Genomic DNA, 12,442 nt, shown 5'->3' on the forward strand with positions numbered 1-12,442 from the left:
ACCAGGAGCCGGGATGGACGCCACCACCGATCGCCGCAGCGCCAGTGTGCGGCTGCCCTCCGACGCCGCCTCGGTGCGTCGGGCCCGCGAGCACGTGGCCACGTTCTGCGACGGTCACGCGATCGGAGCCGAGGTGCGCGACGTCGTCCGGCTGCTGGTGAGCGAGCTGGCCACGAACGCGATCACCCATGCGCAGGGCGAGGTGACGGTCACGGTCCGCATCGAGGCCGACCGACTCACCGTCGAGGTGGCCGACGGGTCGACCCGTCAGCCGCGGCCGCGGGAGGAGGCGCTGCCGGCCGACCCCGGCGACTGGACCGCGCTCGACGAGCACGGCCGCGGCCTCCAGCTCGTGCAGGCCCTGGCCGACACCTGGGGGGTCGAGACCGACCACGCGGGCAAGCGGGTGCACTTCTCGGTGAACCCCGCCGGCGTCGCCTACGACGAACACCTGCGGTCGCCTGCGTGAACTCCTCGTTCTGACCCTCGCGCACGGCCGGGGGCGGCCGCATCCTGACCGACATGCCGCTGCTCGCTCTCGATCGCCCCACCGTGACGGTGGTGCGGGTCGGTCCCTCCGACTGGCCCTCCGGTGTCCGCGTCGTGTGCGCCGCCCAGGCGGCGACCGGGGTGCCTCCGACGTCGGTCGAGGCGTTGATCGAGCGCACGCGCATCCGTCAGGAAGCGGCGCTCGGGGTGTGGCATGCGGTCGTCACCGACCCCCGCACCGGTCGCGACGAGGTGGTCGGCCACGCCCTGTGCGTGCCGATGGAGCCCGACCACCCCGCGTGGAGCGAGGTCGACGACCCGGCCGTGGTGCGCGCCCGGACGGCGGGGTCGGCCGTCCTGCTCGGAGCCCTGGCGGTCGATCCCGCCTGGGTCGGTCGGGGCGTCGCGGGTCGTCTGGTGCGCGCCCGTCTCGAGCATCTGCGGCGCCGCGACCTGCTGCCCTGCGCGTCCGTGTGGGACGCCGCCCCGGGGTCGCTCGCGCTGGCCCACCGGCACGGCCGGCCGGTGGGCCGCCACCCCTCGCAGCCGCAGCAGCTCTTCGTCTACGACCGCTGATCGGCGTCCTGCGCCCCGCGCTCAGCCCAGCGGGATCCAGCGGGTGCCGTTCCACTGCCAGCGCCCGTCGGGGCTCACGGTGCCCACGGCTTGCGGGTTCGGGAGCTCGGGCTGGGAGCCGGTCTGCGAGGTGACGGTGCCTTGGGCTGCCACCACGACGTCGGGGTTCGGCTGCTTGACCGGCCGGGGCTTCTGGGCCTTGCGGCGCTCGTCGACCCGCTGCTTGGCGGCCTGCACCAGGGTGGGGTCGAGCGCGTCGAGGGCGGTCAGGCCCTGCATGCGCCGCATCGTCTGCTCGTAGCCGTCGGTCGAACCGTCGAAGAAGACCACGTTGCCGACGCCGTCCTTCGCGACGTCGCGCAGGGTCTCGGTCCACATCTGGAACGACAGGACGCCGGGGTCGACGCCCTGGGCGGCCAGCTCGTCGGCGGCCTCGGCGAAGCCGGCGGCCAGCGCGCGCCGGAAGGACGCGAGGCCCTCACCGCGCAGCCGGGCGGCCTCGGCCTCGTTCTCGGCGGCGATCTTGATCGCGGCGCCCTCGGCCTCGGCCTCCTTGGTGCGGCGGATCAGCAGCGCCTGGCCCTCGAACTCCGCAGCGGTCTGGGCGTTCTTCGCCGCGACCACACGCGACATCGACGCCATGACCTCGCCGTCGAAGGCGATGTCGTTGACCGTGAGATCGATCAGCGTGTACCCCCACGAGGCCAGCTGCTCGTCGAGGGACTCCTTGGCGTGCGCCACGATCGTGCCACGCAGACCGAGCACGTCGGCCTGGAGCTTGGTGGCCACGAACTCCCGCACCGAGGCCTCCACGGCGCTGGTGAGCGCGGTGCCGAACGCGCGGGCGTCGATGAAGGCGAACGCCACCCGCTTGATCGTCTCGGCGTCGTGGTCGGAGACGGTGTAGATGATCGTGGCGGTGAAGTGCACGCTCGCCTGGTCGCGGGTGATGGCCGCGAACTGGAGCTGTGCGGTCTGGTTCTGCACCGGCACCTTGGAGTGCACCTTCTCCAGCAGCGGGATCACGAAGTTGAGGCCCGGGTCGAGCACCCGGCGGTACTTCCCGAACATCGTGACGACGCCGACGTGGGCCTGGTCGATCGTGCGCACCGACAGCAGGGCCAGCAGGACGACGACGCCGAGGGCGATGAGCGATGGGATCATGCGGACTCCGGGTTCCGAGAAGCGGGTGGGGGCACCAGCATGTCGCTTCCGTGGTCGCCCCGCCAGCACGATGCCGGGCGGCCGGGCTGAGCCGGCTCAGCCGTGGCGGCGCAGGAAGTCGCCGACCTGGGCGACGGCGCGGGTGGCGGGCTCGAGCATGCCCGCCTGGAGGTGCACCACGTGCCACACGTCGTCGAGCAGGCGGTAGGTGACCGGGGCCCCGGCCGCCTCGAGGCGCTCGACGAGCCGTTCGACGTCCGCGCGGAGGATCTCGTGCTCGGCGGCCTGCACCAGCGTCGGCGGGAGCGCACCGAGGGCCGCGGCGTCGGCGAGCAGCGGCGAGACCGCGGGGGAGTCGACGGCGTCGCCGGCGTACGCGCGGGCGCACCAGGCCAGCCAGTCGCGGGTGAGCAGCGGGTCGTCGTCGCTGTCGCGGACGCCGTCGAGGGAGAGGTCGACCCACGGACTGATCAGCCCGAGGGCGCCGGGGGCCGGCAGCCCCTCCTCGGCCAGGCGGAGTGCGAGGGCGAGCGCGAGGCCGCCGCCGGCGGAGTCGCCGGCCACGGTGAGGGACGACGGGTTCGCACCCAGCAGCTCGCGGTAGGCGGCGACGGCGTCGTCGAGGGCCGCGGGGTGCGGGTGCTCGGGGGCCAGGCGGTAGTCGAGGGCGTACACCGTGGCGCCGGAGGTCGCGGCGAGGTGAGCCGCCAGCGCGCGGTGGGTGCGGGGCGAGGCGACGGTGTAGCCGCCGCCGTGCAGGTAGAGGACCACGCGGTCGGCGGCGACGCCGGGCATCGTGACCACCTCGCAGGGCCGCCCGCCGAGGGTGGTGGTCGCGATGTGGGCCTCGCGCGGCGCCAGCACGGTGACGGCGACCCCGCCGAGCAGGCGGCGCTGGACGCCGACCGGCACCCGCGGGGTCAGCACGGGTCGCAGCGTGCGCCGCACGATGAGCCGGGCCAGGGGAACGGGGATCTGCGGCGCCATGGGCGCAGCGTAGGCCTACTCGTAGACCTGCTCGGGCGGATCGATCGGGGTGACCTCGCCGGCGTCGAGGACGGCGGCCGAGGTGCGGGTGGTGCCGGTGCCCTTCTCCCAGGTGCCGGTGACGGCGACCCAGGTGTTGCGGGGCGGCGCGTCGGCCTCGCCGACCCGGACCCGGACGGGCCGGGCGTCGGCGGCGCAACAGGCGATCACCAGCCGCGTGACGTACCAGTTGCCGTCGGGGTCGGTGCTGACGAAACCGGTCAGGCGCACGTCGCGGCCGGCCAGGGTGGCGCCCTCGTCGGTCTGGGCGCGCCACAGGAACTCCTCCAGCGCCAGGTCGCTGGTGACGTCGTCGGGCAGAGCGGCGAAGACGGTCGTCGGTGCCGGCGGCGGTGCGTCGCTCGCCCGCCGCTCGGCGAGGTAGGCGCCGAGTGCGGGCGGGCTGACCACGAAGGCCACCAGGCCGGGCAGCAGGAGCAGCCAGGCGCTGCGCGGTGCCCGGTGCCCGTGGTCGTCCTCCTCGCCCGGGTGCGCGTGGTCGCCGTGGTCGCTGTGGTCGCCGTTCTCCCCGCCCACCCCGAGGGCGGCCGGGAGGGCCAGGACGACGAGGCCGATGCCGGTGACGAGCAGGGGCCAGCGCATCCAGGTGGTCACGAAGCGCTCGTACTCGCCGGTGAGCGAGAGCCGGGTGAGGAGGGCGCCGAGGAAGGCGAGCACGAGGCCCTGGGTGCGGCGGGTCACAGCAGCCACCACCCGGTGAGGACGGCGCTGCCGATCGCGGTGATGACCACGACCGGCACGAACCGGACGGCGAACGCCCGCCCGAACTGGCCGGCCTCCATCGAGGCCAGCTTGATGTCCATCGCCGGGCCGACGACGAGGAAGACGAGCTTCGCGGTGTCGGAGAAGGCGGTGAGGCTGGCGGCGACGAAGGCGTCGGACTCCGAGCAGAGCGCGACGATGAAGGCGAAGACGGCGAGGGTGAGGATGCCGAGCACCGCCTGACCGGCGACGGTGTCGACGATGTGGGTCGGCACGAAGGTGTTGACGCCCGCGGCCAGCATCGCGCCGAGCACGAGGAACCCGCCGGCGTGGATGAAGTCGTGGCGCACCGCGGTGGCGTAGCCGCGCCACCCGGTGCCGTGCTCGGCGGCGAGGGTGGGCAGGCGCAGCGGGAGCCGCTCGCCGCGCCAGAGGCAGAACCAGCCGACGAGGACGGCGGTGGCCATCGAGGCGGAGAAGCGCGCGAGCACCATCTCCGGCTGCCCGGGGAAGGCGACCGCGGTCGAGACCAGCACGGCCGGGTTGACCGCGGGCGCCGCCAGCAGGAACGTCAGCGCGACCGCCGGTGCCACGCCGCGCCGGATGAGGCTGGAGGCCACCGGCACGGCCGCGCACTCGCAGCCGGGCAGGCCGATGCCGGCGATGCCGGCCGCCGGCACCGCCAGCACGTTCCTCGTCGGGACGACGCGGGCGAGCAGCCGGTCGGAGAGGACCGTGGCGATGAAGGCCGAGAGCAGCACGCCTCCGAGCAGGAACGGCGTCGACTGCACGACGACCGCCACGAAGACCGTGCACCAGGTGGCCAGTCGCTCGGAGTCGAAGAGCGGGGAGATCCAGCTCTGCCCGAGCAGGATGAGCAGGATCGCGGCGGCGACCAGTTCGGGTTGACCCAGCCACCGTTCGCGGCTGCGGGGTCGCTGGGGACCCGGTGGCGAGTCGGCGGGGGCGGCGGTGGTCATGAGGACTCCCGAGATCGAGGGACGATCGATGCTAGGTCGTCCCCCGCCGATCCGCCCGGCTTCTCCCCAGAGGTCGGCCGGTGGTTCCTCACTCCCCGGCGACGCGGCGCTTGAGCTCGGCCCCGGGGCGGAAGGCGGGGACGGTGGTGGCCGGCACCTCGATCGCCTCGCCGGTGCGGGGGTTGCGGCCGGTGCGGGCCGGGCGCGCCCGCGGCTCGAAGACGCCGAAGCCGGGCAGGGTGACCTTGTCGCCGGCCGCGAGCGCCGCGGCGATGGCCTCGAGCACGGCGCCGACGGCGTCCGAGCTGGCGCTGCCGAGACCGGTGCGGGCGGCGACCTGGTCGACGAGCTGGGTGCGGTTCACGTGGTTCCTCCATGGGTGGGGCCGGCACCGGATCTCGGTGTGGGCATGAGAATCATTATCAGATATAGTCCCGGCATGCCTGCTTCCCGCTCCGGTTCGCCCCGCAGCGCCTCCGCCCGTCGCGCCGCCGCCCGTCCCCGCCGCAACCTGCTCCACGCCGCCGGCCGCGAGACCGCGACCTACCGCGACGTCGACCTCCTGCGCACCTTCATCTCCGACCGCGGCAAGATCCGCTCGCGCCGTCTCACCGGGCTCACTCCCCAGCAGCAGCGCCAGGTCACCCGCGCCATCAAGACCGCCCGCGAGATGGCGCTCCTGCCCTACGCGGCGCGCCGCTAGTCGCGCCTCCCTGAGCCCGGAAGGGCGGGCCCCTCTCTCCGCCGGGGCCCGCCCTTCCGTCGTCTCCGGGGCGATCGAGGAGCCGACGTCAGGCGCGGCCGCGCAGCATCAGGTTCCAGTACATCGTCGGCAGCATCCGACGCTTGAAGAGCCCGAGGTCGCGTCGCTCCCGCATGGTGTCGACGAACGGGATCGTCGGGTGCGGCTCGAGGGAGTAGTCGAACTCGGCGAGCAGCAGGCGGTCGCGTCCCGTCGTCAGGGGGCACGACGCGTAGCCGTCGTAGGCGGCCACCAGGGGACGGTCGGCCAGGGACGACACGATGTTGGCGACCGCCACCGGCGCCTGCTTGCGGACGGCGGCGCCGGTCTTCGAGTTCGGCGTCGAGCCGGCATCGCCGAGCGCGAAGATCTCGGGATGGCGCACGTGCTGCAGCGTGTGCTTGTCGACATCGACGTAGCCGGTCGCCGTGCCGGGCACGCCGAGGCCGGTGGCCTTGAGCCAGTCCGGGGCCGACTGCGGGGGCACGGTGTGCAGGACGTCGTAGGCGAGCGCCTCCTTGGTGCCGGCGTCGTGATCGGCCACGATCACCTCTCGCGAATCGGGGTCGATCTCCACCGCCTCGCTGGAGAACCGCACCTCGATGCCGTACTCGGCCACGACCCGCTCGAGTTCGCGGGCGAAGACCGGCACGCCGAACATCCCCGGCGTCGGGAGCACCATCACGACGCGGATGTCCTGCAGGACGCCCTGGCGGCGCCACCAGTCGGCGGCCAGGTAGGCGATCTTCTGGGGGGCGCCCGCGCACTTGATCGGCCCGGCCGGCATGGTGAAGACGGCGGTACCGCTGCGGAGGTCCCGCAGGGCCGACCAGGTGCCCGCGGCGAGCGCGGCGCTGTAGTTGCTCGACGCGAAGGGTGTCGCCACTGCTTCGCTCATGCCGGGGATCTGGTGCCAGTCGAGTTGGATCCCGGGCGCGAGGACCAGGCGGTCGTACCCGACCTCGCCCTGTGACGTCGTCACGGTGCGGTTCGCGGCGTCCACGCCCTCGGCGGCGGCGCGGATCCAGGTGACGCCGCGCGGGATCAGTCCGGCCATCGGTCGGGCGCTGGCCGCGAGCGGCGCGAGGCCGCCGCCGACCAGGGTCCACAGCGGTTGGTAGTGGTGCGTCGTCGCCGGATCGATGATCGCGACGTCCTGCTCGCCGGCGCGTCGCAGGCGGGCGGCGACGGTGAGTCCGGCGGTGCCGGCGCCGACCACGACGATCCGGTGATGGGTGCGGGCGGGCTGGGTCATGGGGTCCTCCGTGGGCTGGGTCCGTGGGCTGGGTCCGTGGCTGGGTCCGGGTCGTCGCAACCGGTGTGGCGCAGCTCTCGTCGGACGCGGGATTGACGCGGTATCCGGATGTACGTACATTCGAACCATGCAACCCCAGGGGGGGTTGCGTCAAGCACCAGCAGGGAGGAGGTCGACGATGAGCATCAACCGCCGCAGCCCGATGCCGCTGTGGGCCCAGGTCCGCGACGACATCTCCCGGCGGATCCGTCGAGGCGAGTTCGACGAGCTCTTCCCCAGCGAGCACGAGCTGGTGGAGTCCTACGGTGTCAGTCGCCACACGGTCCGCGAGGCGCTGCGCGGCCTGCGTGACGAGGGCCTGATCGAGGCCGGTCGAGGCCGGCCGAGCAGGGTCGCCGACCACGCGATCAACCAGGCTCAGGGCACGCTCTACAGCCTCTTCGTCTCCGTCGAGGGGTCCGGCCACCGCCAACGCAGCATCGTCCGGGCCCTCGACGCTCGCGCGGACGGTGTCGTGGCCGCGCGCCTCGGACTGGAGGAGTCGACGCCGCTGGTCTACCTCGAGCGCGTGCGACTCAGCGACGGCGAGCCGCTCGCCTTCGACCGCGTCTGGCTGCCCGCGCAGATCGCCGCACCGCTGCTCGAGGCCGACTTCTCCGACACCTCGCTCTACGCCCAGCTCGAACAGCGTTGCGGGGTGTCCCTCACCGGGGGTCGCGAACAGATCCGCGCCGTCGTCGCCTCGGCGGCGGAGCGTCGACTCCTCGCCCTGCCCGAGGGCGTCGCGCTCTTCCACCTCGAGCGGGTGGGCGAACTGCGCGGGCGGCCCGTCGAGTGGCGCCAGACCCTCGTCCGTGGCGATCGCTTCGCCTTCGCCACCGATCTGGCCAGCCCGGAGCGGACGACCCTCGTCCCTCACCGTCCGCTGGTCCCGTGAACCATCCGTCCTCGCACGATCCTCGACCAGGAGTCACCATGACCGTCACCGCCGATCCCCTCCCCGAGGTGGACGTCTTCGCCGCCCTCCGACTCGCGGCCGAGGGCGCCGTCCTCATCGACGTCCGCGAGCCCGAGGAGTGGGCTGAGGGGCACATCGCGCACGCGCGTCACCGTCCCCTCGGTCGTCTGAGCCTCGCCGACGTCCCCGCGGGTCCGGTGGTGATGGTGTGCCGCTCGGGCAACCGCTCGGGCCAGGCGACCCGTGCCCTCGTGGCGGCGGGGCGCGACGACGTGGTCAACATGACCGGCGGGATGCTGGCCTGGGCCCGCGCCGGCCTGCCGATCACCCCGGCCGGGGCCTGATCGCCATGGGGATCGTCCTGCCGGTGCTGCTCGGGATCGTCATCGGCCTCGTGCTGGGCGGCCTGGGCGGCGGGGGGGCGATCCTGACCGTGCCCGCGCTGGTGTTCCTCGTCGGTGAGAACGCGGCCGAGGCGACGACCAGTTCCGTGGTCATCGTGGGACTCGCGGCCATCACCGGGGCGGTGGGCCACATCCGCTCCGGTCGCGTCGACTGGCGTCTCGGGGCCGGGTTCGCCGCCGCCGGCATCCCCGCCGCCTGGCTCGGGTCGCAGCTCACCCATCAGGTCGACGAGGCGGTCCTGCTCGTGGGGTTCTCGGTCCTGATGGTGCTGGCCGCCGTCGCCATGGTGAAGCAGCCGACCTGTGCCGACAGCCCCGAGGGCTGTGCCGATATCCGGGCCCGCTTCCACGCCTGGGTGACCGATCGGCGCACCGACCGGTCGCCGACCACCGCGCCCCGACCGGCCGGTACCCCGGGCGATGGAGCCGTTGCCGTCCTGACGCCGACCTCGACCGCCGTCGTGTCGACCCCGTGGCCGGCCGTGGCCGTCGTCGGCGTACTGGTCGGCTTCTTGACCGGCTTCTTCGGGGTCGGCGGCGGTTTCGTCATCGTGCCCGCCCTCGTGCTGGTGCTCGGACTGCCGATGCACCGGGCGGTCGGGACGTCCCTCGTCGTCGTCGCCCTCAACTCGGCCACCGCGCTGGCCTCCCGAGCCGGCACCGCCGAGTTCGATTGGTCGGTCATCGTGCCCTTCGCGCTGGCCGCGATGACCGCCACGCTCCTCGGCCGGCGTCTCGCCGACCGGCTCCCCGGGGCACGGCTGCGCTCCGGCTTCGCGGCCCTGCTCGTCGCCGTCGCCGCCTACACCGCGCTGAACGCGCTCCTCTGAACCAGCACCCGCACCGCCGATCGTCCAGGAGGACACCATGACCACCACGCCCGCCGCCTCGCGCCTCAGCTTCACGCAGCACTACCTCGACTGCCTCTCGCAGGCCTCCTACCTGATCGGCGACCGCGTGAGCGGCAAGGCCGTCGTCGTCGATCCCCGCCGCGACGTCGAGGTCTACCTGGAGGACGCGGCGGAGCAGGGCCTGGAGATCGTCGGTGTCATCAACACCCACTTCCACGCCGACTTCCTCGCCGGCCACCTGGAGCTGGCCGAGGCCACCGGAGCCTGGATCGGCTACGGCTCGGTCGCCCGTCCCGAGTACGCCGTGCGTTCCCTGGCCGACGGCGAGCGCATCGCTCTCGGCGACGACGACGGCGTCGTCCTCGAGATCATGCACACGCCCGGGCACACCCCGGAGTCCATCAGCGTGCTGGTGTACGAGCGCCCCGACGACGAGGTCGCCTACGGCGTCCTCACCGGCGACGCGCTGTTCATCGGCGACGTCGGCCGGCCGGACCTGCTCGCCTCGGTGGGCGTGACGGCCGACGAGCTCGGCGAGATGCTCTACGACTCCATCCAGCGGCGCCTCATGGGCCTCGCCGACGCTGTCCGCGTGTTCCCCGCCCACGGGGCCGGATCCGCGTGTGGCAAGAACCTTTCCACCGAGAAGCAGTCGACGATCGGCGAGCAGCGCCGCTTCAACTACGCCTGCCAACCGATGGCCCAGGAGCGGTTCGTCGAACTGGTCACCGCCGGGCAGCCCTCCGCGCCGGCGTACTTCTCCTACGACGCCACCCTCAACAAGCAGAACCGGGCGACGTACGACGGCCCCCAGGTGCCCGCCCTCGACCTTGTCGGCGTGCGGGCGGCCCAGGCCGACGGCGCCGTTCTGCTCGACACGCGCGACCAGGTGGAGTTCACCGCCGGTCACCTCCCGGGTGCGCTCAGCGTGCCGCTCGACGGCCGCTTCGCCGAGACCGCCGGGATGCTGCTGGCGCACGATGACCGCATCGTCGTCCTCGCCGACGGCGTGGAGGCACAGGAGGAGTCGGTCACCCGCCTCGCACGGATCGGTTTCGACCGGGTCGTCGGTGGGCTCGCCGACGTCGAGAGCGCCCTGACGGCGATGGCCGTGCACGAGGTCGGTCACGCCAGCCGGCTGACGCCCGCCCGGCTCGACGCCGCCCTGTCGGACCCGGACCTCGAGGTCACCCTCATCGACATCCGCAACGCCGGCGAGCTCGAGGCAGGCGGGGTGCCGGGTGCGCTACACATCCCGCTCGCCGAGCTGCGCCGCCGCGTCGACGAGGTGCCCCGGTCGGGTGCCGTCGTCCTCTACTGCGCGGGCGGCTGGCGCTCCAGTGTCGGTGCGAGCTACCTGCGCAGCCAGGGCTTCGCCGACGTCAGCGACATCCTCGGCGGGTTCGGCGCGTGGGAGGCGACCCGCGCGGGGGCCGGGGCCTGAGGGACGACGCCCGGCCGAGAGGAGAGGTTCGTCGATGACCGTCACGGCAGATAGTCCGATCGTCCGCGACCGCCCGTCAACGCCGCGGATCCGTCCGGCGCTGGGTACGCGTCTGGTCCAGATGATGACGACGACCGATCACAAGCTGATCGGGAAGATGTACCTGGTGACCTCGTTCGCCTGGTTCCTCATCGCGGGCGTCATGGCGCTGCTCATCCGCAGCGAGCTGGCCTACCCGGGACAGCAGATCGTCAACGACGAGCTGTACAACCAGCTCTTCACCATGCACGGCACGATCATGCTGCTGCTCTTCGCGACCCCGTTGTTCTTCGGCTTCGGCAACGTCATGATGCCGTTGCAGATCGGTTCGCCCGACGTCGCGTTCCCGCGCCTGAACATGTTCAGCTACTGGATCTACCTGTTCGGCGGTCTGATCGCGGCGTCCGGCTTCCTGACCCCGCAGGGCGCGGCCGACTTCGGTTGGTTCGCCTATACCCCGCTCTCGGACGCCGTCCGCAGCCCGGGTGTCGGCGGCGACCTGTGGATCATGGGTCTGTGGATGGCCGGTCTGGGCTCGATCCTCGGTGCGGTCAACTTCATCACCACGATCATCTGCATGCGTGCCCCCGGCATGACTATGTTCCGCATGCCGCTGTTCACCTGGAACGTGCTGGTCACCAGCCTGCTGGTGCTCATCGCGTTCCCGGTGCTGGCGGGCGCCCTCCTGATGCTGGAGGCAGACCGGCAGTTGGGCGGTCACGTCTTCGACCCGATCAGTGGTGGCCCGATCCTGTGGCAGCACCTGTTCTGGTTCTTCGGCCACCCCGAGGTCTACATCATCGCGCTGCCGTTCTTCGGGATCGTCTCCGAGATCCTGCCGGTCTTCAGCCGCAAGCCGATCTTCGGTTACATCGGCCTGGTCGGCGCGACGCTCGGTATCGCGATCCTCTCGGTCGCGGTCTGGGCCCACCACATGTTCGTCACCGGTGCCGTCGACCTGCCGTTCTTCTCCGGCATGACCTTCCTCATCGCGGTGCCTACCGGGGTGAAGTTCTTCAACTGGATCGGCACGATGTGGGGCGGATCGCTCAGCTTCGACACCCCGATGCTGTGGTCGATCGGCTTCCTCACGACCTTCCTGTTCGGTGGTCTGACCGGCATCATCCTGGCTAGCCCGCCCCTGGACTTCCACGTGTCCGACTCCTACTTCGTGGTCGCGCACTTCCATTACACCGTGTTCGGCACCGTGGTGTTCGCGATGTTCGCGGGCTTCTACTTCTGGTGGCCCAAGTTCACCGGTCGGATGCTCGACGAGCGCCTGGGCAAGCTGCACTTCTGGCTGCTGTTCGTCGGCTTCCACACCACGTTCCTGGTGCAGCACTGGCTGGGCGTGGAGGGCATGCCGCGTCGCTACGCGGACTACCTGCCCGGTGACGGCTTCACGACGCTGAACCAGATCTCGACGGTGGGTGCGTTCCTGCTGAGCCTGTCGATGCTGCCGTTCTTCTACAACGTCTACGTCTCGCGGCGGAACCCGCTGGTCGAGATGGACGACCCGTGGGGTTGGGGCCGCTCGCTGGAGTGGGCGACGTCCTGCCCGCCGCCGCGGCACAACTTCCACACCATCCCGCGGATCCGCTCGGACTCGCCGGCCTTCGACCTCCACTACCCGGACCTGGCTGCGGTCGAGCCTGAGGTGCAGCGTGGGTGAGTCGACCTCCAAGGATCCGGGCCCGAATCCGGTGCCGACGCCGCGGGCGCCCGTGCGGGGGGAGTTGGCCCGCTCCATCCGGATCAAGCCCAGCGTTCCCCGTGTCGTGTGGGCGGCTC

The 12,442-nt window shown here is 72.3% G+C and carries 14 protein-coding genes; 8 read left to right on the forward strand and 6 right to left on the reverse strand.

Annotation, left to right across the window (positions count from 1 at the left end; all coding sequences use genetic code 11):
- Window positions 1-13 precede the first annotated feature (13 nt).
- Both ABD671_RS13640 and ABD671_RS13645 read left to right on the forward strand, forming a co-directional pair.
- Complete coding sequence (locus ABD671_RS13640; RefSeq protein ID WP_344733958.1) at window positions 14-469, forward strand: ATP-binding protein; 456 nt, start codon at window positions 14-16, stop codon at window positions 467-469.
- 53 nt (window positions 470-522) lie between these two features.
- On the forward strand, window positions 523-1,065 hold the full coding sequence (locus ABD671_RS13645; protein ID WP_344733959.1) for a GNAT family N-acetyltransferase: 543 nt from the start codon (window positions 523-525) through the stop codon (window positions 1,063-1,065).
- 21 nt (window positions 1,066-1,086) lie between these two features.
- Here ABD671_RS13645 and ABD671_RS13650 read toward each other — a convergent pair whose 3' ends face one another.
- From ABD671_RS13650 to ABD671_RS13670, 5 genes are all read right to left on the reverse strand, one after another.
- Complete coding sequence (locus tag ABD671_RS13650) at window positions 1,087-2,229, reverse strand: SPFH domain-containing protein (protein WP_344733961.1); 1,143 nt, start codon at window positions 2,227-2,229, stop codon at window positions 1,087-1,089.
- Between the two features lie 96 nt (window positions 2,230-2,325).
- The gene (locus ABD671_RS13655) at window positions 2,326-3,216 is read right to left on the reverse strand and encodes an alpha/beta hydrolase (RefSeq protein ID WP_344733963.1); all 891 of its coding nucleotides are present in this window, start codon (window positions 3,214-3,216) and stop codon (window positions 2,326-2,328) included.
- A 15-nt stretch (window positions 3,217-3,231) separates the two neighbouring features.
- Window positions 3,232-3,957 (reverse strand): TIGR03943 family putative permease subunit, encoded by a 726-nt coding sequence (locus ABD671_RS13660; RefSeq protein WP_344733965.1) that lies wholly within the window; start codon window positions 3,955-3,957, stop codon window positions 3,232-3,234.
- Entirely contained in the window at window positions 3,954-4,958 is a 1,005-nt protein-coding gene (locus tag ABD671_RS13665) for a permease (protein ID WP_344733966.1), read from the reverse strand. The genes ABD671_RS13660 and ABD671_RS13665 overlap by 4 nt, the downstream gene beginning before the upstream one ends.
- Window positions 4,959-5,046: 88 nt before the next feature.
- Window positions 5,047-5,322 carry an HU family DNA-binding protein gene (locus ABD671_RS13670; RefSeq protein ID WP_344733967.1) on the reverse strand — a complete coding sequence of 92 codons (276 nt, stop codon included), beginning with the start codon at window positions 5,320-5,322 and terminating at the stop codon, window positions 5,047-5,049.
- Window positions 5,323-5,397: 75 nt separating this feature from the next.
- On the opposite strand from ABD671_RS13670, the gene rpsR reads away from it, so the two are divergent.
- The gene (gene rpsR / locus ABD671_RS13675; RefSeq protein ID WP_344733968.1) at window positions 5,398-5,661 is read left to right on the forward strand and encodes a 30S ribosomal protein S18; all 264 of its coding nucleotides are present in this window, start codon (window positions 5,398-5,400) and stop codon (window positions 5,659-5,661) included.
- 88 nt (window positions 5,662-5,749) lie between these two features.
- Here rpsR and ABD671_RS13680 read toward each other — a convergent pair whose 3' ends face one another.
- Window positions 5,750-6,955, reverse strand: a complete 1,206-nt coding sequence (locus ABD671_RS13680; RefSeq protein ID WP_344733969.1) for an NAD(P)/FAD-dependent oxidoreductase — start codon at window positions 6,953-6,955, stop codon at window positions 5,750-5,752.
- A 178-nt stretch (window positions 6,956-7,133) separates the two neighbouring features.
- On the opposite strand from ABD671_RS13680, the gene ABD671_RS13685 reads away from it, so the two are divergent.
- From ABD671_RS13685 to ctaD, 5 genes are read left to right on the forward strand one after another with little or no spacing between them, the layout of a single operon-like run.
- Window positions 7,134-7,892: a GntR family transcriptional regulator gene (locus ABD671_RS13685; RefSeq protein WP_344733971.1), complete on the forward strand. Its 759-nt coding sequence runs from the start codon at window positions 7,134-7,136 to the stop codon at window positions 7,890-7,892.
- A 38-nt stretch (window positions 7,893-7,930) separates the two neighbouring features.
- Complete coding sequence (locus ABD671_RS13690) at window positions 7,931-8,257, forward strand: rhodanese-like domain-containing protein (RefSeq protein ID WP_344733973.1); 327 nt, start codon at window positions 7,931-7,933, stop codon at window positions 8,255-8,257.
- 5 nt (window positions 8,258-8,262) lie between these two features.
- Window positions 8,263-9,147 (forward strand): sulfite exporter TauE/SafE family protein, encoded by an 885-nt coding sequence (locus ABD671_RS13695; RefSeq protein ID WP_344733975.1) that lies wholly within the window; start codon window positions 8,263-8,265, stop codon window positions 9,145-9,147.
- Window positions 9,148-9,184: 37 nt separating this feature from the next.
- Window positions 9,185-10,612, forward strand: a complete 1,428-nt coding sequence (locus ABD671_RS13700) for an MBL fold metallo-hydrolase (protein ID WP_344733977.1) — start codon at window positions 9,185-9,187, stop codon at window positions 10,610-10,612.
- Window positions 10,613-10,646: 34 nt separating this feature from the next.
- A complete protein-coding gene (ctaD, locus tag ABD671_RS13705) occupies window positions 10,647-12,323 on the forward strand; it encodes an aa3-type cytochrome oxidase subunit I (RefSeq protein WP_344733979.1) in 1,677 nt (558 codons plus the stop codon).
- Window positions 12,324-12,442 lie beyond the last annotated feature (119 nt).

The organism is Nocardioides fonticola, from assembly GCF_039536805.1.
Lineage (GTDB): Bacteria > Actinomycetota > Actinomycetes > Propionibacteriales > Nocardioidaceae > Nocardioides > Nocardioides fonticola.

Excerpts from the sequence above, each read along its gene's own strand:
- ABD671_RS13640 (WP_344733958.1), top strand. The coding sequence starts at position 14 with ATGGACGCCACCACCGATCGCCGCAGCGCCAGTGTGCGGCTGCCCTCC.
- ABD671_RS13665 (WP_344733966.1), bottom strand. The coding sequence starts at position 4,958 with ATGACCACCGCCGCCCCCGCCGACTCGCCACCGGGTCCCCAGCGACCC.
- ctaD (WP_344733979.1), top strand. The coding sequence starts at position 10,647 with ATGACCGTCACGGCAGATAGTCCGATCGTCCGCGACCGCCCGTCAACG.
- ABD671_RS13690 (WP_344733973.1), top strand. The coding sequence starts at position 7,931 with ATGACCGTCACCGCCGATCCCCTCCCCGAGGTGGACGTCTTCGCCGCC.
- ABD671_RS13650 (WP_344733961.1), bottom strand. The coding sequence starts at position 2,229 with ATGATCCCATCGCTCATCGCCCTCGGCGTCGTCGTCCTGCTGGCCCTG.
- rpsR (WP_344733968.1), top strand. The coding sequence starts at position 5,398 with ATGCCTGCTTCCCGCTCCGGTTCGCCCCGCAGCGCCTCCGCCCGTCGC.
- ABD671_RS13680 (WP_344733969.1), bottom strand. The coding sequence starts at position 6,955 with ATGACCCAGCCCGCCCGCACCCATCACCGGATCGTCGTGGTCGGCGCC.
- ABD671_RS13655 (WP_344733963.1), bottom strand. The coding sequence starts at position 3,216 with ATGGCGCCGCAGATCCCCGTTCCCCTGGCCCGGCTCATCGTGCGGCGC.
- ABD671_RS13685 (WP_344733971.1), top strand. The coding sequence starts at position 7,134 with ATGAGCATCAACCGCCGCAGCCCGATGCCGCTGTGGGCCCAGGTCCGC.
- ABD671_RS13700 (WP_344733977.1), top strand. The coding sequence starts at position 9,185 with ATGACCACCACGCCCGCCGCCTCGCGCCTCAGCTTCACGCAGCACTAC.
- ABD671_RS13645 (WP_344733959.1), top strand. The coding sequence starts at position 523 with ATGCCGCTGCTCGCTCTCGATCGCCCCACCGTGACGGTGGTGCGGGTC.
- ABD671_RS13695 (WP_344733975.1), top strand. The coding sequence starts at position 8,263 with ATGGGGATCGTCCTGCCGGTGCTGCTCGGGATCGTCATCGGCCTCGTG.